This window comes from Sorangium sp. So ce406, assembly GCF_051474675.1.
Classification (GTDB): domain Bacteria; phylum Myxococcota_A; class Polyangia; order Polyangiales; family Polyangiaceae; genus Sorangium; species Sorangium cellulosum_G.
In genome coordinates this window covers 8,767,007-8,789,344 of record NZ_CP150340.1, presented here as the reverse complement: position 1 = coordinate 8,789,344, position 22,338 = coordinate 8,767,007, and the positions used below count along the sequence as shown (strand labels likewise).

Genomic DNA, 22,338 nt, shown 5'->3' with positions numbered 1-22,338 from the left:
ATGTGCCTCGGCGTCCCCGGCAAGGTCCTCGGCGTTGCAGGCGGCGACCTCCGGCTCGGCCGCGTCGCCTTCGGCGGCATCGTCAAGGAGATCTGCCTTGCCTACGTGCCGGAGGCCGAGGCCGGCGATTACGTGATCGTGCACGCGGGCTTCGCCATCAGCCGCATCGACGAGGCGTCGGCGCGGCGGACGCTCACCTACCTCGATGAGCTCGGCGCGGCCCGCGAGGGGGAGGATCCGCGATGAGGTTCATCGACGAGTACCGCGACGCGCGGCGCGTCGGGCCGTACGTGGAGGCGATCCGGCGGGCGGTCTCTCGCCCCTGGTCGATCATGGAGGTCTGCGGCGGCCAGACGCACGCCATCGTCCGCTTCGGCCTGGACGAGCTCTTGCCCCCGGAGATCTCGCTCCTGCACGGCCCCGGCTGCCCGGTGTGCGTCACGCCGATCGAGCTCATCGATCGCGCGCTCGAGATCGCCTCGCGTCGCGAGGTCACGTTCTGCTCGTTCGGCGACATGCTGCGCGTCCCCGGGTCGAGCGACGACCTGTTCGCGGTGAAGTCGAGGGGCGGCGACGTGCGCGTCGTCTACTCGCCGCTCGACGCGCTCGCGCTCGCCGAGCGCCTGCCGGACCGTGAGGTCGTGTTCTTCGCGGTCGGCTTCGAGACCACGGCGCCCGCGAACGCGATGGCGGTGTTCGAGGCGCGGCGGCGCGGCGTCCGGAACTTCTCGCTCCTCGTGTCGCACGTGCTCGTGCCGCCCGCGATGGAGGTGATCCTCCGGGCGCCGGATCGGCGCGTCGACGGGTTCCTCGCGGCGGGCCACGTCTGCACGGTGATGGGCGTCGATGCCTACCGCCCGCTCGCCGCCGTGCACCGCGTCCCCATCGTGGTCACGGGCTTCGAGCCGATCGACATCCTCCAGGGCATTCTCCTGTGCGTCCGGCAGCTCGAGGAGGGCCGCGCCGAGGTGGAGAACCAGTACGCCCGCTCGGTGCGCGAGGCCGGCAACGAGGCCGCGCAGCGCATGATCCGGGAGGTCTTCGAGGTCGTTCCCCGGACCTGGCGGGGCATCGGTCCCATCGCCCGGAGCGGCCTCGGGCTCCGGGCGCCGTACGCGGACCACGACGCGGAGCGGCGGTGGGCGCCGTCAGGCGATGTGGAGCCCCGAGCGTCGGACCAGGGTTCGGGGCGCAGGGCGCCGTCAGGCGACCCGGAGCCGCGAGCGGCGATCCCCTGCAAGAGCGGCCTCGTGCTCCAGGGGATCATCAAGCCGCCGGACTGCCCCGCGTTCGGCGCGCGCTGCACGCCGGAGACCCCGCTGGGCGCCACGATGGTCTCCGCGGAGGGCGCGTGCGCGGCCTACTACCGTTATCGGAGGGCGGACCCGCCGTGCGATTCGAGATGAGCTGTCCCGTGCCGTCGCGCGAAACGACGATCCAGCTCGCTCATGGGGGCGGCGGGCGGCTCATGCGCGAGCTCATCGAGCGCGTCTTTCTGCCCGTGTTCGACAGCGGTCCTCTGCTGGCCCGTCACGACGGCGCCGTGGTGCGGCTCGGCGGCGCGTCGCTCGCGTTCACCACCGACAGCTACGTCGTGCATCCGCGCTTCTTTCCCGGAGGCGATATCGGCACGCTGTCCGTCTATGGCACGGTGAACGACCTGGCGATGACGGGCGCCCGGCCCGCTTACCTGAGCGCCGGCTTCATCGTGGAGGAGGGGTTGCCCATCGGCGAGCTCCAGCAGATCGCGCTCTCGATGCGCGCCGCTGCGGACGTATGCGGGGTCGAGCTCGTGACGGGCGACACCAAGGTGGTCGACCGGGGCAAGGGAGATGGGCTGTTCATCAACACCGCTGGTATCGGCGTGGTGCCCGAGGGCGTCGTCATCGCGCCGCGCCGGGTCCGGTCGGGGGATGCCGTCCTCGTGAGCGGCGACGTGGGGCGGCACGGGATCGCGGTGCTGTCCGTGCGTGAGGCGCTGGCGTTCGAGGAGCCCGTGGAGAGCGACTGCGCGCCTGTCGCCGAGCTCGCGGCGGCGCTGCTCGATTCGGGGGTCGACGTCCACTGCCTGCGGGATCCGACCCGCGGCGGGCTCGCGGCCGTGCTCAACGAGATCGCGCTCGACGCGGGCGTCCACGTCGAGGTGGAGGAGGCGCAGATCCCGGTGGAACCTGCGGTGTCAGGGGCGTGCGAGCTGCTCGGGCTCGACCCGCTCTACGTGGCGTGCGAGGGCCGGCTCGTCGCGTTCGTGCCGGAAGCCGAGGCCGAGCGCGCCCTGGCGAGCCTGCGCGACCACCCGCTCGGCCGCGGGGCCGCGCGCATCGGTCGGATTGTGGGGGAGGGGCGGGGGAGCGTCGTCCTGAGGACCCGGCTCGGGACGCGGCGCACGCTCGATCTGCTCTCGGGCGAGCAACTGCCGCGCATCTGCTGAGAGCGCGACCCGCTCACTCGGCTTCTGGTCTCGCGCCTCGGTGTCATCGGGTCACGATGTCGCGTGATGGTCATCGCGTCGATCGGGAGCGGCCGCGTTCACTCCGCAGCCAGCCTGCGGGGCCGAGGCGTCGCGCCGCGGATCGCCTGCGCGACCGTCAGGACGGCGACGCGGCCGGCCTCGCGCTCTTCCGCGAGCCAGCCGAGGAGCGTGGAAAAGTCCTCTTCGGACATGCTGTAGTCGTCGCAGGCGTCACAGATATGGTGAAAGGTGAGCTGAATCCAGCCGTCGACCTGCTGCGCGCCGCGGACGAGAGCCTGGATTCTGGGAAGGCGGTGAACGCGGCGGAGGGAGCCGGGGGTGCGGGTGGCCATCGGGTCGCGCGGGGGGATGGTCTCCGCCCCCGTGCAGAAGATGCATGGGGCGAAGCCGATTCCTCCAACCTTTCTTGCGCTTTCGTAGCCGCAGGCGCGCGCCTGTTCGGCGCTGGCCCTGTCGTGAGCGCCATTGGGGTACGCGAAGTCGCTCACGTCGAAACCCAGCGCGAGGAGAGCGCGACGATCATCGCAGATCTGGTGGCGCAGCTCTCCGGCAGGGAGCCCGGGCAGCTGCGCGTGATCGATGGTGTGGCCGCCGATCTCGTGGCCGTCGGACGCGAGCGCGCGGAGCTGCGCGACCGTCAGGTAGCCGGGGCGGTCGAGTCGACCGCTGTTCACGAAGAACGTGGCATGCATCCGGTGCTCGGCGAGGATGGATCGCGCGGAGAACTGATTCGCCAGCGTGTCGTCGAACTCGAGCGACACGACAGCGACGCCGGGGGGACACCCTGTCAGGAGGACCGAGGCGAGGAGGATGGCGGCAAGGCAAGCTCCGATGCACAGCAGCACCGCCTGCTCTTCGCGCGTCGGGAGGCGCCGCGCGCCGCCCCTCTTCGTGCGTAGGATCTCCACAGCAGAGATCGCCGTATCATCTGCCGTGCCTGCTTCTCAGGCGTCCTTCCACGGAGACCCTCGCGCTCTGCGCCTTCCGGGAACGTCTGGCGCTCCTCCCGGGACAGCGAGCGACGAGGATTGTCAGAGACGGGCCTCATGGACAACGACCCGATCGGCGGAACGGATCACGACTGGAGCGGTCGAGAATCGCCGCTCGGACCCGTCGCTGGCTTTCCGCCGTGCGGCGCGCAGGTCATGTCGAGGGATCGAATCCCAACTCTCGGTGCTGGGCGCTCCGCGCGGAGCCGCCCCGAGGTGGAGCGCCGCCACGCTCGACGGCGCTGGAGGTCCCTCAGGGTGTGGTTCCGCGAGCTTGCTGGCCCTCCCTCGAAGGCGTCTCGGGCATGGGCGCAGCTGGCGCCCGGGAAGGGGAGCCGGCCTCCTGAGCGACCGCTCCGGAGCGAGGACCAAGCCGGCCGACGAGCGCGGCGAGCGCGGCTTGCACCGCGGCCTGGGCTTCGTGGAACTCGTCGAGGCGACGTACCCAGTTCGAGAAGCGCACGCCCGGCGGTCGTCGCGGGATCGGCTCCCGCGGGTCGGGCCCAGCGCCGACCGCGGCCCGCGCCTTCGTGCGCCGTGCGAGCGCCTGCTCGAGGACACGCTCCTCGGGGCGCTGCCGTGTCTCAGGGTAGACGAGCCCGGCGCAGCGTCGGCAGCGCAGGCCCGGCGCAGCGAGGTAGAGCACGGCCGCCCGCGCGGAGCATCCGGGACAACGGGCCCAGAGCCGGAGGCCGCCGGAAGCCACGCGGGTCGTCTCGAGCTGTATGGCGATCGTCCCGGCCAGCACGAGGCACGCGCCGACGATGCCGAGCTCGACATCGGTATCGACCTCGCCGCGTCGGGCGGCGCTGGCAAGCGCAGCGACGTTTACAGAGGTGATCTCAGCGGTCCTGCGCCTGGGCACGCCGGTATCGTAGCATGGTTCGATGCCGAGCTTCGAGCGCAGCAGCGAAAGGTCCAGGTCATCGAGGTCGGCGCGCTCTTACCTGGGCGACGATCTCTTCGCGCGGGATTCCACCTCAACGGAGCGCGTTCTCTCGCTCCCAGCGCTCCTGCGCCGCGATCGCCTCGTCCGCGGCGCGGACACCGGAGACGAAGAGCGCCGCGTGCTCAGGGTCGTTCAGGTCGAGGCCAAACCGGAGCATCCGGGCGCGGTCGCGCGGCGGGACGGAGCGGAGGATCTCGGCGGCGGAGCGGGCGCGGCGGTAGGAGGTCATATTACGAGCATACCAGCGTTGCGGGGTGACGTCGTGAACGAGAAGTATACCAAGGTGCCGCTCGTCGATACCCGGCGGCCGTGCATGAGAACCGTCCTCGGCTGCCGTTTTTGCAGTGCAATAACGGAATCCTCGACGGAATGGCGGGTCTTCCGCCGCGAGAACTCCCCGCGGCTTCGTCGCAGCTCCATGCGCATCGGCTGTTGCTCGGAGCGCGCGACGGACGACGCCGAGCAAGGGGGGGCGGCGCAGCGGCGGTGCTCGGTGAGGCCGGCCTCGTGCCGGGCCCGTGCGCTGGCGGGCTGCCGCAGGCGTGAGCGCGGCCGCGAATCGCGGTAGAGGAGAGCCGCCATGCGCCGCAGGCCCACCGGATCGCTCTTCCGCAGCGCCGCTTGCCGGCTCTGGGCGGCCAGTGTGGCGGGCGATGCAGAGAAGACGCGGGTGGCGCACGAGGCCATCGGGCGGCTGCTCGGAGCGATGACGCCGTCCCAGGGCGAGGCTGCGGCTGAAGTGCTCGACCCTGCCCCTGAGCGCGAGCGAAGGGGACGGTGAGATCATGAGCCGGCGGCGGTGCCGGCCATCCTCTATGGCGCGCGCGTCTCGCCGCGGCGCTCCTCCGCCGCCCCGGCGGGCTCGGTCGCCCACGTGAAGCCCATGTCCTCTGCCGCCGGACCGAGCGTGATGCGTATCGGCATGCCGCGCTCGCGCGCAACCTCCGTGGCGCGCGCCACGAGCGCGGCGGCGGCGTCCGGCGAATACGCGCCCGCGGCGGCGGAGCCCGCGAAGTGTACGGTCAGCATGGAATGCGTCGCCTCCACCTCGTCCTTTCCGAAGCAGTCGACGAGCAAGCGCTGCACGGCTTCCATCGTGGTCGTGTCGTCGTTCCAGAACACGACCTCGACCCTCTCTCCTGCGGGGCCGCCGTGCTCCGGGGAGCGGGGCGGCTCGCGGCTCGCCCGGTCAAGGTCGTGACACGCCCTCGTGAGCAACACGGCGGCGAAGCAGCCCTCCCCCGCCGACTGTGCCGCGACCACCAGATCGATCGGCGACGGGGCCCGCCACCCCGCCGCCCTCGCTCTGGCGCGCTCCACGATCGCAGCCGCCGCTGGCGAGAGCGCGATCCCGGCGCTGTCTGCGGGCGTCTCGCTCGGCGCCGGGAGGTGTTGATCCAGCTCGTGCCGCAGGGACGCGGCGTTCGCGCCGGCTGACTCGACCAGCGCTTCCACCCGGCGATCGCAGAGGGCAGCGAGCACGACGTGCTCCGGCAGCACGACGCGCTGCCCGCGCCGCATGGCGTCGGCGCCGGCCGTATGCATGACCACCGTGGTATCCAGGCGAGCGCCGCGCGGAAGCGCGCGTGAGCGTCGCTTTCGCCGGTGGTGGAGGATGGCGAGCGCGGTCGCCAGGGCGAGGATCAGGAGCCCAATGAGGAGGGTGCGCATGCGCCCTGCGCATCCTACGCCGTGAGCAGGGTTGCTTCCAGCGCGGGTCGTGGGGAGCGGGGTCGCGATCAGTCACACGGCCCGAGGTCGGCCCACTCGGCCGGGCACCAGGAGGTCGGGTCGCTGGGCGGGTGGTTGGCGGACAGCCGGAATACGCCGGTACACAGAATCGACTGTCAAGGCAGATGCGGCGCTGCCTCCTTGAACAATGCGACCTTGTTCGCGTATCCGGCTGGTTTACTCGTGGGCCGAAGTAGCCTCTCGATGAGGCATTCATCGTCTGAACAACCGGCAGCCCTCTCCAGGTGCTTGCTCCACCGGCAACGACAATCCCACGGCTCTTGCCAGTCGTGGCTGCGACGGCGTCAGCACACGAAATACGTGTGAGCTCCTGATTCGATGTCGCGGATCGCGTCGCTCTCTGCCCGCGGCGACCAAGCGGTTCCTGGATCGAGGAGGCGCTACCAGCGGCGTCGCATGGGCGTGCGCGTGGCGGACCGGGGGGCAGCCACGACAGCGCCGGTCTCCCAGCTCCCGGTGCTGGGCGCTCCGGGCGGGCCGCCCCGAGGTGGAGCACCGCCACCGCTCGAGGGCGTCGGAGGTCCCTCAGGGTGTGGTTCTGCGAGCTTGCTGGCCCTCGCTCGAAGGCGCCTCAGGCGTGGGCGCGACCGGCGGCGCCGGGGAAGGGGAGCCGGCCTCCTGAGCGAGCGCTCCGGAGCGGGCACCGAGCTGGCCGACGAGCGTGGCGAGCGCGGCTTGCACCGCGGCCTGGGCTTCGTGGAGCTCGTCGAGGCGACGTACCCAGTTCGAGAAGCGCACGCCCGGCGGTCGTCGCGGGATCGGCTCCCGCGGGTCCGGCCCAGCGCCGAGCGCGGCCCGCGCCTTCGTGCGCCGTGCGAGCGCCTGCTCGAGGACACGCTCCTCGGGGCGCTGCCGTGTCTCAGGGTAGACGAGCCCGGCGCAGCGGCGGCAGCGCAGGCCCGGCGCAGCGAGGTAGAGCACGGCCGCCCGCGCGGAGCACCCGGGGCAACGGGCCCAGAGCCGGAGGCCGCCGGAGGCCACGCGGGTCGTCTCGAGCTGCACGGTGATCGTCCCGGCCAGCACGAGGCACGCGCCGACGATGCCGAGCTCGACGTCGGTGTCGACCTCGCCGCGTCGGGCGGCGCTGGCAAGCGCAGCGACGTTTACAGAGGTGATCTCAGCGGTCCTGCGCCCGGGCACGCCGGCATCGTAGCATGGCTCGATGCCGCGCTTCGAGCGCAGCGGCGGAAGGGCCAGGTCATCGAGGCCGGCGCGCTCTTACCTGGTCGACGATCTCTTCGTGCGGGATTCCACCTCAACGGAGCGCGTTCTCCCGCTCCCAGCGCTCCTCCGCCGCGATCGCCTCGTCCGCGGCGCGGACACCGGAGACGAAGAGCGCCGCGTGCTCAGGGTCGTTCAGGTCGAGGCCAAACCGGAGCATCCGGGCGCGGTCGCGCGGCGGGACGGAGCGGAGGATCTCGGCGGCGGAGCGGGCGCGGCGGTAGGAGGTCATATTACGAGCATACCAGCGTTGCGGGCAGGCCGTGAGGCTAAGCGGCGGGTTCGAGCCTGGCTCAAGCTGACGAGAGCGTCCCCAGGCGGCGCACACGTGCCGCGCGACCTCCGTGCCGCCGTCCGACAGCCGCACGGTCGTGTCGTTGGCGACGAGCATCACTGTCTTGCCGTGGTGGAGCGACGGCGCCGAATAGCGGTTTGCGTCGAAGTGCAGGAAGGCGGTCTTGTCGACGGGCACGGGCTCGACGAGATCCGTCTCGGGCAGCGGGCCGGGCAGCGCGAGCTGCCGCGTCCTCTCCTCCGCGAGCACCTGGTCGACGCGCCGCGCAGGTCATCGCCGGTGCGGGCGCACGTCGGCGATCTCGTCGAGGAAGGCGAGTTGCTCGGCGTTGCCACGATCGAGAACGCGGATCGTGCGTGCGGCGAAGAAGCGGTCGCGCAGGAAGCGAATCGCTTGCTCGACCTTGTCGTTGTGCTGAGGTTTGCGCACGGCGCAGAGCCGCAGCGCGACGCGGAGCTGACCGGCGAGCGCGAGCAGGTCCCGGTGGAAGCGCATGGCGTCGGCTGTCGTCCGCGTGCCTGCCGCGCGCCGGAGGATGCCGGCGCGCGGCAGCGGCTGGCGGGCGGAGGGGGAGCGGACCCAGCTGCGGATGCTGCGCAGGTTCGCGTTACCGCATACACTGGCCACCCGGGCCAGGCAGACCGGGAAGGGGTTCACGATGCTCGCGCACACGCGCCGATCCCAGGAAGACGACGGCCGCATCCCTCACGCAGCCCGGGCGCGCCGGAGCCGCGCGTCGTGAACGACATCGACGTCCGGCTCGCCTGCGAGCCGCTCGGAGACTGCATCGTGCTGGAGCTCCTCGGGCGGGAGGCGATGGACGCGCTCTCGTCCTGGGAAGTCGTCGTCACCATCCCCGCAGAGGTGGATCTCGCTGCGTTGCTCCGCGCGCCGGCCACGCTCGCGATCGTCGATCCGGCCGAGGGGACGGCGCGGCTCGTCCGCTTGCTCGTCATCGAGGCGAGCTTCGATCTCCGCCACGGCCGGGATCGCGTTTGCGCGCTCCGCCTCTCGGATCCTCCGTGGCTCCTCACCAGGCGCGGCGGTCACTGCGTCTTCCTCGAGAAGACCACCGAGCAGATCGTCACCGAGGTGCTGATGGGCGCTGGCATCCCCGCGGCGGCCATCGAGCGCCGGCTCGCGGGCGCCTGCCCGCTGCGGCCCCAGTGCGTCCAGTACGCCGAGACGGAGTGGGCGTTCATCGAGCGCCTCCTCGCCGACGAGGGGATCTCGTACTGGTTCGAGACCACGGCCGAGGGCGAGCACCTCATCATCTTCGGCGATGGCACGGAGTCACATGACGGAATCGAGGGCGGCGCGACCCTCCCCTACGCCGGGCCCACCGGAACAGAGCTTAGCTCGCGCGCGCTCTTCTCGCTCGAGTGGGAGGAGCGGGTCGTGCCCGATCAGGTCACCGTGCGGGACTTCGACGTGCGGCACCCGGGCGTCTACGTCGACGGCCACGCCGGCGAGGGGGAGCTCGGCTGGATCGAGTACCCGGCCGGCGTCACCACGCTCGAGGCCGCGAAGGCGCGGGCGGAGCGGCGCCTCGAGCAGCTTCAGCGGGACAGGGTCACCGTGACCGGGGAGAGCGACTGCGCGCGCCTCAAGCCGGGGCGCATCGTCGAGATCGCGGGCGCGGAGGCGGGGCTCTTCGAGCAGCGAATGCTCATCACGGAGCTCTCGCATCGCTTCGCCCGGCCGCTCCCGGACGGCGGCCGGGCAGTGCCTTACGGCAACCGGCTCACGCTCAGGCCCACAAAGTCATCGGACAGCGGCGATCACCCGCCCTATCGGCCCGCGCTCCGCCGGGCGCCTGCGGTGGAGCACCTCGACAGCGCGGTGATCACCGGCCCCCCCGGCGAGGAGATCCATGTCGATGATCTCGGCCGGGTCAAGGTGCGCTTTCTCTGGGATCGCGCCGGCATCCAGGACGATCGTTCCTCGCACTGGACCCGCTGCCTCCAGCTTCCGCTCGGCGCTTCGATGTTCCTTCCCCGCGTCGGCTGGGAGGTCACGGTCGGATACCTCGACGGCTCGCCCGATCGACCGTTCGTCCTCGGCCGCGTCTATAACGCGACCGCCGTCGCGCCGTACCCGCTCCCCGTGGCGGCGGCGACGACCTCGTTCCAGTCCTGGACCACGCCGAAGAGCGGGATGACCCAGGAGATCAAGATGGTCGACGATGCAGGACGACAGGAGTTCTTCATCCACGCCTCGAGGGACTTCTCGGTCAAGGTCGGCGACTCGGCGACGACCCAGGTCGACGGCGACGAAGAGCACCTCGTCGGATTATCGCTCACGAGCGCGGTGCTCGGCAGCCACGTCGCCGGAATCGCGGCGATGCAGACGGTCGATGTGGGGCAAGAGATGCTCCTCTCCGTCGAGGGGTCAAACCGGGAGCTCATCGCCGGGGCGGAGCTGGTCAATGTGACCGGCAACCGAGCCGTGCTGGCCGACAGCGCGTGCGTCGAGGTGATCGGCGCTCAATATACGTTGCTCTGCAACCAGTCGAACACCCACACGACCGGCGCTTGCACCCGCGTGGTGCTCGGGACCACGTCGCTCACGGGCGGCCTTGGCGTCACCGAGTCGGTGGCGGCGGCGCGCACCTATGTTTGTCGTGGCTCGCGGACGATCACCTGTGGCGGATATACCGAGTCGGTCCTCGGCGGTAAGCGGAGCAAGGTGGGCGCGGTGAACGAGCGAGCCGCGGGCAATGCCGGTATCAAGGCGTCGAGCGGCTCGATCACGGCCGGGACCGTGGCGATCCACGCTGGCGGGAAGGTCTCGATCAGCGCGCCCGTCGTGACCATCGACGTCACCGGGAGCATCGAGGCGGGCACGCTGAAGCTGGGTGGCGGCAAGCTCAAGACGGCCGGGAGCATGACCGAGGTGAGCGGCGGCACGACCACGAGATCCAGCGGAGGGAAGGTGGGCGGTTGAGCGACCGGAGCATTGTCCTTGAAATCCCCGGCGTGAGCGCCGAGGTGCGCGTTCATTCGTGCGAGGTCGAGGAGCGCGTGGGCGCCCCGACGGTGGCCCATGCGCACTGCATCGCCTTCGTCGGCGGCGCGCCCTCCGAGCTCACGTCGCTCGATCTGATCGGCCGGGCCGCTACCCTCTCCCTTCACTTCCACGACGTCGCGCGGCGCTTCGAGCTCGCCGTCGAGGCCGTCGAGGAGCGCGCCGGTAACGCGCGCGTGACCCTTGCCTCGCCCGTGGCGCGACTCGACGACACGCGCGACTACCGGGTCTTCGTGGACGAGAGCGCCACCGAGATCGCGGCGCGGGTCCTCGGCGAGCATGGTGTCCGCCTCGATCTTCGCGCCCGCCGCGCGGCGGCGAAGCGACCCCACTGCGCCCAAGTGTTCGAGAGCGATCTCGCCTTCTGCGCCCGCCTCCTCGCCGACGAGGGGATGAGCTGGCTCCCCGACGACGAGGATCCCACGCTCCTCCACGTCGCCGACGCGCCCGAGACCTTCCTCGACACGGGCGTCGCGATCCCGTGGCGCGACGAGGCGGGCCTCCTGCTCGGGCGGGCCGTGCATGCCACGCGGCTCCGGAGGCGGGTGACGGTCGAGAAGATCGCGCTCAAGGACTACGATTTCACTCGGCCGATGCTCGATCTGAGCGGCGCCTCGGGTGACGGCGCGCTCGAGTGGTACGAGTACCCGGGCGGCTTCCGCGATCCGGGCGCCGGAAGCGAGCTCGCCGCGATCCGCCGCGCCGAGCGGAACGCCGAGGCGACCGTCCTCGAGGGCGAGGCCACCGAGCCGGAGCTCCGTGCCGGCGGCGTCTTCGAGGTGACGAGCGCGCCCGCGGAGCTCGGGGAGGCGCGCTGGCTCCTGCTTTCGGTCGTGCATGAGGCGAAGGCACAGGGCGGTCCGGCGGAGCTCCTCTACCTCGCGCGCTTCCGGGCCGTCCCCGCGCGCAGCGGCTTCCGGCCGGCACGCGCCTCGGCCGCCCCCCGCGGCGGCGCCGGCACCGCGGTGGTCACCGGCTCGCCGGGCGAGGAGATCGCCCTCGACGAGCACGGCCGCACCCGGCTCCTGCTCCGCTGGGATCGCCACGGCAGCCCCGACGCCCGGAGCTCCGGGTTCGCCCGCGTCGCTCAGCCCCAGCTCTCGGGGGCGATTTTCAACCCCCGAGTCGGCTGGGAGCAGCTCGTCGGGTTCGGCGATCAGGGCGGAGAGATCCCGGTGATCCTTGGCCGGATGTACAACGCCGTCCAGGCGCCGCCCGCCTCGCTACCCGCGAAGCAGGTCGAGACCCACTTCGGCACGGCGACCACGCCGGGCGGATCGAGCGGCAATGGCCTCCGGATCAGCGACGCCGCCGGGCAGGAGGGCTTCGCGATCCAGGCCTCGGGCGACTACAAGGAGCAGACCGAGAACGACAAGGTCGTCGAGATCGCCGCGAACTACACGCACACCATCGCCGGCGAGCGGAAGGTCGTCGTCAAGGAGCGGGTCGTCGAGAAGGTCGACGGCGAGCAGTCGATGAAGGTCGGCGGCCTCCGCAAGGTAACCGTCGACTCGAACTTCGGGCTCCACGCGGCCTCCGAGACGGTCGTGGTAGGCGCCGCCCGGGTCATCCGCGCGGGTGGCGACTACATCACGAGGACGCCGACGTTCGTCCGGGTGGTGGGCGGAGCGAAGCAGGAGATCGGCATCGAGCACCAGAGCGTCTTCACCAAGGGGATATCGACGCTCCTCGTCGGCGGCTCGGTGAACACCACCGGGGGTCTGTCAGAGTCGGTGGGCGTCGCCGGCGCGGCCGTGATCAAGGTCTCTGGCGCGCAGACCATCGCCACGGGCGCGTATGGCCTCACCGTGCGGGGGCTCTACGCCGAGAGCTACGCCTCGCGCAGCGCCACGGCAGCGGGCAACGTCGCGGAGAGCTTCGGCAAAGTCACCTACGCGTCGAAGGGCGCCGCCAGCATCACCGGCTCCGAGGTCGCGATCCAGGCGATCGCGAAGCTCACGATCAAGGCGCAGGGGGTGACGGTCACCATGACGCCCGCGTCGATCACCGTCTCCGGCGACTACGAGAGCTGGACGTCGAGCTTGGAGGAAGGGATTCACTACTATGGCTAGATCGCGCACGGTCCAGCAATCGGCGGCCCGCCCCGCCCGGGGCAGGGCAGCGCCCCTCGGCCCGGGGCTCCACCCCGGCGTGGTGGAGATGGCCGTCGCGCGCGGCGACGGCGAGCCGCGCCCCGCGTACCAGGTGCGCACGAGCGGCGGCCGCCGGCTCCTCGCGGCGCTCGACCCCGGCGTCTCGCCCGCGTTCATCGACGAGTGCATGCGCGAGGGCCGCACCGTGGTGTTCGCGGACGCGCACGGCGGTGTTGGGGGCGCCAGCGTCGCCATCCTGGGCGCGCTGCAGACCGCCTCGGCTCCGGCGCCGGACGCGCACGGCACGCTCGCGCTCGAGGGGCGCCACGTCCGGGTGCGCGCCCGAGAGACGCTGGAGCTCGAGGTGCCCGGGTCGAGCCTCCGGATCGAGCCCGGCGGTGCGGTACGGCTCGAGGGCGACCGGCTGGTGATCGACATGGCGGCGCTCGTGCGGATCTTCTCGGCACGGGTGGAGCTGCCGTGAGCGGCGTCACGCTGACGGTGGAGGGCGCCTTCGACCTCGTCGCAGCGCGCCTCGGCGGCGTGGAGCGGCTCGGCGAGGTCTCTGTCCTGGAGCTCGATCTGCACGGCCCGAAGGACGCGCCTGTCGCCCCCGGCGCCGTGCTCCGCAAGGCGGGCCGGGTCGTCCTCGACCCCCCCGGCGGGACCCGGGTGATCGTCGGCGTCGTCACCCGGTTCGTCGTGAGCGCGAGCGATCACGAGCACCGCCGCGCCTACCGCATGACGCTCGCATCACGCTTCGCCCTGCTCGCGCTCACCCGGAGGGCACGTACCTTCCAGGAGCTCACGGCGCCGGAGATCGTCGAGCAGGTCGTGCGCGGGGGTGGCTACACGACCGTGCGCAAGAACCTCCGCGCCTCGTACCCGAAGCATCGCTTCGTGGTGCAGTATCAGGAGAGCGACGCCGCCTTCGTCCGGCGCATCTGCGAAGAGCACGGGCTCTACTTCCGCTTCGAGCCGAACGGCGACGGTAACGATGAGATCTTCGTCCTCGAGGACGACTCCACCGGGGCGGAGGACGCAATCCCGGACGGCATCTCGCTCGTCCCCCGCAGCACCCTGGACGAGCCCCGGCCGGTCGCGGTGGACGCGGCGCGGCGCCTCCGGCGCGCGGTCGGCAAGGTCACCCTCCGCGACTACAACCCCGACCGGCCGCAGCTATCGCTCGAGGGCAAAGCTTCAGGAGGGATCGAGGCCGAGCAGGAGGTCGAGGTGTACGAAGCACCCGGCGGCTTCACCTCCCCCTCGGAGGGCGAGGCGCGGGCGCGAATACGGCTCGAGTCGCTGCGTGCCGATGCCGCGCGCGTCTCGTTCGACACGAACGCGCTCGTCCTCTCGCCCGGCGCGGGCTGCCGCCTCATCGAGCCATCGGACGGCCATGGTGTCGTCCGGATCGCGGGCGAGCACGTCGTGACCGCGATCCAGCTCCGCTGGCAGGCCGGGGAGGGCGTCATCCGGGCCAGCGTGGACGCGATCCCGCGGCGCGTGCCCTTCCGTCTCCCGAAGATCACGCCGAGACCGCGCATCCCCGGGGTGCAGTCGGCCTGGGTCACCGGCGAGCGCGGGCGGGAGATTCACCCCGACGCGCTCGGCCGAGTCCACCTCCGCTTCCACTGGGATCTGCACGGCGAGACCGACCATCGGAGCAGCCTCCCGGTGCGGGTGGTGCAGCCACAGGCCCCGGGAGGGATGGTGGTGCCGCGCGTGGGCTGGGAGGTCTTCGTGATGTTCGAGGACGGCAACCCCGAACGCCCCGTCGTGCTTGGCCGCTCGTATAATCAGATGCAGCCGCCGCCGCTCGCCCTGCCCGCGAACAAGACGGTGACCTCGATCGCGACCGACAGCTCGCCGGGCGCGGGCGCGCGGACGGTGATCCAGATGGACGATGCCGCGGGCCGCGAGCACCTGCTCATCCACGCGCCGTTCGCCAAGGACACCTCGGTCACGCGCAATCACGCGGTGCAGACGCTCAAGAACGAGAACCTCCAGATCGGCGCGACGCTGAAGGCCGACATCGGCGGCAACGAATCGATCTCGGTGCACCTCGGCTACATGGGCAGCTACGGCTCCCGCAGCGTCACGGTGGGCGCGGCGCAGTACCAGAGCGCGGGCGGCAACTTCGTGAGCCAGGTCGGCAGCGAGACGGACGTGGTGCTCGGGATGCTGGCGGAGCAGGTCGGCAACCCCGTGAAAGGCGCTGCGAACCTCGCCGTCTCCGCCGTGCTCTCGAAGATCGGGACGAAGGGCGTCGCCGGGCAGATCGCGGCGGCCACGCTCGGTGCCGCCCGCGCCGCCTACGAGGGATACCAGGCCAGGGGCGTGGATGGCGCGCTCGTCGCGGCCAGGGACAGCGCGATGGGGAGCGCCACGGCGCTCCTGCCCGGAGGCGACGCGATCATGGCGGCGGTGAAGGGCTCGTCGCGGCCGATGCCCTGGGATCACGGCCGCCCCGATCAGGGCACGGCGGCGCCCGGCGGGGGCGGCGCGGGCGCGGGCGGCGCCGAGGGCGGCGCCGCGGGTCCCGGCCCCGGCCACCGCAGCGTCGCCGCGCGCTCCTCGTATACCGAGGCGGTCGGCGCGGCGTACGCGGTGATGACCCCAGGCCCTGTCTCGTGGGTCACCGCCGGCCCGGCGACGACCCTCATCAACGGGAGCCATACAAGCAAGGCCGCGAAGGCGGGGCTGCGGGTCGGCGGCGGCCTCGGGGAGTGGCTCGGCTCGCTGAACATCAACAGCTCGGGTGTCGTCGGCCGGAACGTCACCGGGATCATGAGCTCGGACGTCAAGGGCGCGCTCCGCATCAGCGCGGGGGGCATGTACACGCTCGCCGCAAAGACCGCGCTCACGCTCAAGGTACAGGGGAACCTCCAGATCGGCGGTAGCCCGATCACCTTCAGGTGCGGCGCCTCCGAGCTCACGGCCACGCCGGGCGGCGTGAAGATCAAGTCCCCCTCGATCACCATCACCGGAAGCTCGAATCAGTCGGGCTCGCTCACGCACCGATGACGCTCTCGGTCCTCGGCCTTGGCCTGATCTCGCCCGCTGGCGCCTCGGCGCGTGATCACGTCTTCTTTCTGCGCGCCGGGGCGCCGCCGCCCTCGCCCTCGCCTTTCCTCGGCCCCGACGGACGTCGGATCGACGCCCGCCACTGCCCGTGGATGAAGCCCCGGAACGCCGACGCGGACCGTCTCCTCGCCCTCGCCCGGAGCGCCGCCGCCGAGGCCCTCGCCGCGCTGCCCAGAGGCGCCGCCGCGGCGGTCCCGCACTTTCTCGTGACCCCCGCGCCACGCCCGGGCCTGTCCGAGGAGGCGCTCGCCGGGCTGGCCCGAGGCTTCGCCCCCTCCGCGCAGCGCTTCACGGGGGCGGCCGGTGCCTTCGCCGCGCTGGCTCAGATCGCAGAGCGCTTCGCGAGCCGCACGATCGGGGCCGCGCTCCTCGTCGGCGTCGACTCCTTCGCCGGCCTCGACGCGCTCGCCGAGCGGCAGGAGCGGCCCCCGAGCCCCTGGCTGCTCGCGCCGCCGCCGCCCTCCGAGGGCGCGGGCGCGGTCCTCCTCGCCTCCCAGGAGCAAGCCTCGCACTTTGGCCTCGCGGTCCTCGGCGAGATCGTCGCGAGCCGGTGCGTGCCCGGGCGCGGGACCGACGAGGACGACGAGCCCGTCGACGCCGCGGCGATGACCGCGCTCTTTCAGGGCCTGCCCGCATCGAGGCCGATCCAGGCCGTCTTCGGGCAGGGCCGCGTCGACGCGCTCCGCAGCCGCGAGTGGGAATGGACCGCGGCGCGCTCGGCCGATCGCCTCGCCTCGAACTACTTCGGCCCCTGCCTCGAGGCGGAGGTCGGCGCGCTCGGCGCGGCGGCGGGCGCGATGAACCTCGCCTATGCCTTCGCGTCCTTCCGCCACGGCGCCGCGCCCCCCGACGCCGCCTCGTGCTTCGTGGCCTGGGCCATCTCCCGTGACGGCACCCGCGGCATCGCGCTCGGCTGCGCGCCTCCTCCGTCAGCAGACACGACCGCGGACGGAGCCCCGGTGTTGCTGCCGCTCGCCGTCGAGGTGACCGCGCGGCGCGTGGAGCGCGACCCCTTCGTCCCGCCGCCGGATCCGCCCGAGGAGGAGACGGACGACGAAGCGTGGCGCGACGAGGACGTCGTCGGGATGGAGGCCGCGGCGCCCGTGGTGGCGGCGAACGACGTGGATCCGCTGCTCCCGTTGCTGCCACGCGAGATCGCCCCCGTGGAGCGGGTGCGGCTCGACCCCGAGCGCGTGCTCGAGCTCGCGCTGCCCGACTTCTACGCCTCGGTCGTCGCCCATTGCGGGGAGCTCACCGCCGCGCTCGCCCGCGATCGCCTAGAGGCCCCGCGTGCGTGGCTCCCGTCGACCGAAGCGCGACTGCTCCGCCAGATCGACGCGATCGTCGCTGCGGGTCCGCGCGCGGTCATCGAGCTCGCCGCCTTCTGGGAGCGCTCGAGCGACGACCCCTGGAGGTCGTCCGCGGCCGCGCTCGCGCTCGCGGCGTTCGTGGGCGACGACGCCCTCGCCGCGATCCACCGCGCCGTGCACCTCCTGCCGCATGACGCCGAGGACCACGCGATCACCGTCGCCGAGGCCCTCGCGTACGCGGATCACCCCGGCATCGAGGACCTCACGCGCGCGCTCTCCGCGTCGGCGCACCCGATCGCCCGGGCCATCGGCGTGACGCTGCTCTCCTCCCGCGGCGAGATCCCGCTCGCCATGCTCGGCGTCGCGCTCGACGACGACCACGACGCGGTGGTGCGCGCCGCGATCTGGGCATGCGAGCGCCTGCCTGTCGCGCAGCGCGCCCGCTTCACGGAGCAGCTGTGGGATCGCTGCCGCACAGCCGCCCCGGCGGTAGCCTGGTCGGCTGCGCGCGTGCTTGCGGTAGGGGGCGAGCGCGAGCTCCACCGCGACGACGCCCTTTGCGCGCGCCTCGGCCCGCGCGCGGCGGAGCTGTTCGTGCTCGCCGGCGGACCCGCCGACTGGCCGCGCCTCGAGGCCCTGCTTGGCCGACATCGGCCCGCACGCGTGTCCCTCTCCGCCGTGGGGCGGTTCGGCTGCCCCGCGTCTTTCGGCTGGCTGATCCGGCACCTCGACGAAGAGCTCGCCGACGACGCCGCGGAGGCGCTGCGCACGCTCTTCGGCCCGCTCGTCCCGGCTGCGCGGGCGTCGGACGCGGGCGCCTGGCGTGAGGCGCTCGCGGCGCAGCATCTCGACCCGAGGGCGCGCTACCGGCGGGGCCGCCTCTTCTCGCCCGCGGTGGTGGCGGACGAGTGCGCCTCGGGCGAGCTCTCGCGCCCCGCCCTGGAGCTGCGCCTCGACGAGCTGCGCGCCCGCCTCCACCTGCCCGAGTTCGTCGACGTGAGCGGCCCCCATGCGCAGGCCGAGGCGAACCTCACGACCTTCCTTGCCCTCGCGCGGAGCCGGGGCTGAGCGCCGCGCGCACCCCAGAGACGAGAGAGACACCGTGGCGACGATCAACTTCAAGGCCATCGCGACGACGCGGAGCAACCACTTCTGCCCCGGACCCATGCCGGCCATCAGCACGGCGCCGCCGACACCTCCGGCCGGTCCGGTGCCGGCCCCGTTCGCGTACGTCGCACTCTCGTCGAGCGCGACGGACACCGACGGCCGACTCCAGGTCGCGGGCGCGCCGGTGCTCGTGAACGGCAGCTCGATGACGATCCAGGCGCCGGGCAACGCCCCTTGCCAGTCGACCGGCGGCGACGTCGTGACGCACGCCGTGAACCGGGCGTGCAACGTCTACACCTCGTCGACCAAGGTGATGGCCGGCGGCCGCGGCGTCGTGTGCACCGGCGACCAGGTGCGCCTCAACGCCATCGCGGCCCAGGCCAGCATCTCCCAGATCAGCGGGGTGCTCTTGATGGCGGCCATCGTCCGGGCGGCCACGTCCGACGGCAGCACCGGCAACGCGATGGTGGTGCTCGATCCGATCTCGGTCGCGTCCGGCACCATGGTCGACGAGAACGTGGACCTCTCGGTCCCGGGGCTCATCCCGATCGACTGGAAGCGCCTTTACAGCTCCGCGCGCAACCGCGAGCACACGCCGCTCGGGCGCGGCGGCTGGACACACGCGTACCACCAGTGGATCGACGTCGAGGGCGACGTGCTGCGCCTCCGCGACGCGGACGGCGCGACGATCACCGTGCGTGACGCGAAGCCGCGCGAGCCGGCCTTTCACCGCGGCAAGCGCCTCGTGGTCACCCGCGACCTCCGCGGCGGCGCCACTGTCTTCTCCCTCGACACGCGCCTCACGCGGACGTTCTTGCCCACTGGCGGAGGACGCTCCTATCTTCGCGAAATCTCCAACGAATCCGGGCACAAGGTCGTCCTGGAGTACGAGGCGGAGCGGCTCGTGCGGATCATCGACACCGCGCGCCGCACGATCGCCCTCACGCACGACGGCGACGGCCACGTCGTGCGCCTCGAGGTCTTCCCTCCAGGCGGCGAGGGGGGCGCCCCGGTCTACGCCGTCTCGTTCGCGTACGGCGACGATGGCGAGCTCGTGCGGGCGACCGATCCGCTCGGCCACAGCGAGTCGTACGGCTACGACGAGCAGCGCCGCCTCACCCAGAAGACGCTCTCGAACGGCCTCTCGTTCCACTATCTCTACGACCCCGACACGGGCCGCTGCGTCCGATCCTGGGGCGACGGCGACCTCCACGCCGGCGACCTCACCTACGATCTCGAGCAGGGGATCACCCGCCTCACCGGCAACCTCGAGCCCCGTGTGTTCACCTGGCGGCTCACGGACGGCTCGGTGGTGCGCGAGGCATCGCCCGACGGCCTACGCGCGCAGGACCTCGAGTTCGACGACGACGGCCTGCTCGTCCAGGCAAGGGACGCGGCAGGCAACACGCTGACCTTCACGCGCGACGCGCGGGGCGATGTCACGCGCTACACCGATCCGCTCGGCCCGCTCGTCGAGCTCGAGTACGCGGACGACCTCCTGGTGCGGCGCCGCATCGGCGGCGTCACGACCGAGCACGCCTACGATCACCGGGGTCGGCTCGCTTCGGTGAAGTACGCCTCCGGCGCGTTCCTCTCGATGAAGTACGACGAGCAGGGCCGCCTCGCCGCGGTCTACGGGCCCGACGGGCTCCGCGGCGGGTTCGTCTACGACGAGCAGCACAACGTCGTGGAGGAGCGCACGCCTCGCGGCGGGGTGCGTCGCTTCCGTCACGACGCGCTCGGGCGGCCGGTGGTTTACATCGACCCCCTCGGCCGGGTGACGCGCCGCGAGCTCGATGCCCTCGGCCGGACGCTCGCGCTCCACCTGCCCGACAGGACCACGCTGCGCTTCGAGTACGACGTGCTCGGCCGCCTCACGCGCCGCACCGACGCGCTGGGGCGCACCGAGACGTTCCGTTATGCCGGCCTGAACTCTCCTGTCGAGGTGGTCTCGCCCGACGGCTCGATCTGGTCGCTCTCCTACGATCTGAACGAGCGGCTCCAGCAGGTGAAGAACCCGAAGGGCGAGACGCTCGATCTCCGCTATGACCGCTCCGGCAGGCTCCGCGAATACCGCGCCTTCGACGGCCGTGTCGCGCGGGCCTGGCACGGCAAGAACGGCCGCCTCGCGCGTGTGGAGAACCCCGACGGCACCTTCCGCGCGCTCCGCTACGACGGCATGGGCAGGATCCTGGCCGAGGAGACGCCGCACGGTGCGATCAAGGTCGAAGCGCCGGACGACCGCACCGTCGAGTACGTCTTCGACGATCCGGCGGGCATGGTCCGCGTGCGCATCGAGCACGACGCGCTCGGCCGCGTGGCCGCCGAGACGCAGAACGGCCGGACGATCCGCTACGAGTACGACGCCCAGAACCGCTGCACGGCGCGCCACCTGCCGACGGGGCACGTGACCCGCTACGCCTACGACGAGGAGGGCAACGTCGCGTCGATCGAGCACGACGGCTACCGTGTGGATCTCCAGCGCGATCTCGCCGGCACGCTGCTCCGGAAGGTCTTCGTGGGCGCAGGCGTGGACGCGCGGCGCGAGATCGATTCGATGGCGCGCCCGACGCGCGACTGGGTCGGCGCCGCCGGGCGCACGCTCGTGGATCGCCTCTATGCGTACGACGAGCGAGGCGCGCTCATCGAGCGCAACGACCTGCGCTGGGGCGTCGCGCGTTACCGCTACGATCCTCTCGGAATGCTGCTCGACGCGAGCTCGGCGAAAGGGCGCGAGTCGTTCGAGTACGACGCCGGGGGCGCGCTGAAGCCGACGGGCGCGGCCTGGGAGACGGGGCCTGGCGGGCTCCTGCTCCGCACCGGGGATGCCACGTACGCCTACGACGGCGCGAACCGGCGCATCCGGGAGGTGCGCTCCGACGGCGAGATTGAGTACCTCTGGGACTGCCGCGGCCAGCTCCGCGAGGTACGGCGCCCTGATGGCTCGCGCGTGCTGTTCGCCTACGATCCGTTCGGCCGCCGTGTCAGAAAGGAGATCATCCCGCCGTTCTCGCCGACGGATCCCGGGTCGGAGGCGCCGAGGCCCCGCGTCGTCGAGTACCTGTGGGACGGCATCTGCCTTGCCGCCGAGCTCGACTCCGAGCGCGGCCTGCGTGTCTTCGTGCACGAGCCGGGGACGATGCGCCCGCTCCTCCAGCAGGAGGGCGGCGCGATCTACGCGGTGATCACCGACCACCTCGGCACCCCGACCGAGCTCATCGGGCCGCAGGGGGAGGTCGCGTGGTCAGCGCGTCACGCGGCGTTCGGCATCGTTGTCCAGGCAGCGCGCCCCGAGGGCGGCGCGCCCGTCGCGTCCCCCTTCCGGCTGCTCGGCCAGTACCACGACGAGGAGACCGGCCTCTGCTACGTGCGCTACCGCTACTTCGATCCCAAGGTGGCGCGCTTCCTGAGCCCGGACCCGCTCGAGCTGCTCGGCGGCCGCAACCTCTTCGCCTTCGATGGCAGTCCGACCACGCACGCTGACCCGCTGGGCCTCGCCTGCATCGTCGTCGGCAACCCGGCCAGAGACGCGTTCGTTGCCTACTGCATCTCCCGCATCAGCCCGAACCCGAACAACTATGCGATCGTGGTGCACGGGACGCCCCATCACGTGGCGGTGCCGGACGCGAACGGGATTCACTCCTTCCATACGCCGGGCCAGCTCCTGGCCATCGTCAACGCCGCCGGGAACTACAACGGCGCGGCGATGATCACGCTCAATTCGTGCAACACCGGCCGGATGCCGAACGGCGTGGGCGCGCAGGTCTCTGCCGCCTACCCCAACCGTCAGGTCTTCGCTCCGAGCGACATCGTCTGGGGCCTCGGCGAGCAGATCGCGCCTCCGCAGGGGGTGGCCAACAGCTCGACGTACGTGCCGCGGCCTGGCGATCCTCCCCTCGCCCCCGACCCGGCGCGCCCCGGACAGTGGAACTCATTTTATAATGGCATGCCCTACGCCCATAACCGGCACGACCAGTACACGACGCTGCCCGCGCCGCCTGCGCCTCCTCCAAGCAGCTAGCCAGTCCCGCGTCG

At 72.0% G+C, this 22,338-nt stretch carries 16 protein-coding genes; 9 read left to right on the top strand and 7 right to left on the bottom strand.

The genetic code is table 11. From position 1 onward, the window contains the following. The 3 genes from WME96_RS32705 to hypE are packed head-to-tail and all read left to right on the top strand — an operon-like array spanning position 1 to position 2,431. Positions 1 to 246 carry a HypC/HybG/HupF family hydrogenase formation chaperone gene (locus tag WME96_RS32705; RefSeq protein WP_061614726.1) on the top strand — a complete coding sequence of 82 codons (246 nt, stop codon included), beginning with the start codon at positions 1 to 3 and terminating at the stop codon, positions 244 to 246. Beyond that, positions 243 to 1,406: a hydrogenase formation protein HypD gene (gene hypD / locus WME96_RS32700; RefSeq protein ID WP_437285506.1), complete on the top strand. Its 1,164-nt coding sequence runs from the start codon at positions 243 to 245 to the stop codon at positions 1,404 to 1,406. Before WME96_RS32705 ends, hypD begins: the two co-directional genes overlap by 4 nt. After that, positions 1,403 to 2,431, top strand: coding sequence for a hydrogenase expression/formation protein HypE (gene hypE, locus WME96_RS32695; RefSeq protein ID WP_437292381.1), 1,029 nt, complete (start codon positions 1,403 to 1,405; stop codon positions 2,429 to 2,431). The genes hypD and hypE overlap by 4 nt, the downstream gene beginning before the upstream one ends. Positions 2,432 to 2,529: 98 nt before the next feature. Here hypE and WME96_RS32690 read toward each other — a convergent pair whose 3' ends face one another. The 7 genes from WME96_RS32690 to WME96_RS32660 form a co-directional block, all read right to left on the bottom strand. Beyond that, positions 2,530 to 3,234: a polysaccharide deacetylase family protein gene (locus tag WME96_RS32690; RefSeq protein WP_437285505.1), complete on the bottom strand. Its 705-nt coding sequence runs from the start codon at positions 3,232 to 3,234 to the stop codon at positions 2,530 to 2,532. A gap of 1,208 nt (positions 3,235 to 4,442) precedes the next feature. Beyond that, positions 4,443 to 4,640: a hypothetical protein gene (locus WME96_RS32685; protein WP_437285504.1), complete on the bottom strand. Its 198-nt coding sequence runs from the start codon at positions 4,638 to 4,640 to the stop codon at positions 4,443 to 4,445. Next, on the bottom strand, positions 4,637 to 5,098 hold the full coding sequence (locus WME96_RS32680) for a hypothetical protein (protein WP_437285503.1): 462 nt from the start codon (positions 5,096 to 5,098) through the stop codon (positions 4,637 to 4,639). The genes WME96_RS32685 and WME96_RS32680 overlap by 4 nt, the downstream gene beginning before the upstream one ends. Before the next feature lie 126 nt (positions 5,099 to 5,224). Then, the gene (locus WME96_RS32675) at positions 5,225 to 6,082 is read right to left on the bottom strand and encodes an ATP-dependent Clp protease adaptor ClpS (protein ID WP_437285502.1); all 858 of its coding nucleotides are present in this window, start codon (positions 6,080 to 6,082) and stop codon (positions 5,225 to 5,227) included. Positions 6,083 to 6,688: 606 nt separating this feature from the next. Further along, positions 6,689 to 7,303 (bottom strand): hypothetical protein, encoded by a 615-nt coding sequence (locus WME96_RS32670; RefSeq protein WP_437285501.1) that lies wholly within the window; start codon positions 7,301 to 7,303, stop codon positions 6,689 to 6,691. Positions 7,304 to 7,418: 115 nt separating this feature from the next. Next, complete coding sequence (locus tag WME96_RS32665; protein WP_437285500.1) at positions 7,419 to 7,928, bottom strand: Mu transposase domain-containing protein; 510 nt, start codon at positions 7,926 to 7,928, stop codon at positions 7,419 to 7,421. 21 nt (positions 7,929 to 7,949) lie between these two features. Continuing rightward, complete coding sequence (locus WME96_RS32660; protein ID WP_437285499.1) at positions 7,950 to 8,351, bottom strand: hypothetical protein; 402 nt, start codon at positions 8,349 to 8,351, stop codon at positions 7,950 to 7,952. A gap of 66 nt (positions 8,352 to 8,417) precedes the next feature. On the opposite strand from WME96_RS32660, the gene WME96_RS32655 reads away from it, so the two are divergent. From WME96_RS32655 to WME96_RS32630, 6 genes are read left to right on the top strand one after another with little or no spacing between them, the layout of a single operon-like run. Next, a complete protein-coding gene (locus tag WME96_RS32655; protein ID WP_437285498.1) occupies positions 8,418 to 10,625 on the top strand; it encodes a type VI secretion system Vgr family protein in 2,208 nt (735 codons plus the stop codon). After that, positions 10,622 to 12,778, top strand: coding sequence for a type VI secretion system Vgr family protein (locus tag WME96_RS32650; protein ID WP_437285497.1), 2,157 nt, complete (start codon positions 10,622 to 10,624; stop codon positions 12,776 to 12,778). Before WME96_RS32655 ends, WME96_RS32650 begins: the two co-directional genes overlap by 4 nt. Continuing rightward, on the top strand, positions 12,771 to 13,283 hold the full coding sequence (locus WME96_RS32645) for a hypothetical protein (protein WP_437285496.1): 513 nt from the start codon (positions 12,771 to 12,773) through the stop codon (positions 13,281 to 13,283). The genes WME96_RS32650 and WME96_RS32645 overlap by 8 nt, the downstream gene beginning before the upstream one ends. After that, positions 13,280 to 15,826, top strand: a complete 2,547-nt coding sequence (locus WME96_RS32640) for a type VI secretion system Vgr family protein (protein ID WP_437285495.1) — start codon at positions 13,280 to 13,282, stop codon at positions 15,824 to 15,826. The genes WME96_RS32645 and WME96_RS32640 overlap by 4 nt, the downstream gene beginning before the upstream one ends. Further along, on the top strand, positions 15,823 to 18,264 hold the full coding sequence (locus WME96_RS32635; protein WP_437285494.1) for a hypothetical protein: 2,442 nt from the start codon (positions 15,823 to 15,825) through the stop codon (positions 18,262 to 18,264). The genes WME96_RS32640 and WME96_RS32635 overlap by 4 nt, the downstream gene beginning before the upstream one ends. Positions 18,265 to 18,298: 34 nt before the next feature. Then, entirely contained in the window at positions 18,299 to 22,324 is a 4,026-nt protein-coding gene (locus tag WME96_RS32630) for an RHS repeat-associated core domain-containing protein (protein WP_437285493.1), read from the top strand. Positions 22,325 to 22,338 lie beyond the last annotated feature (14 nt).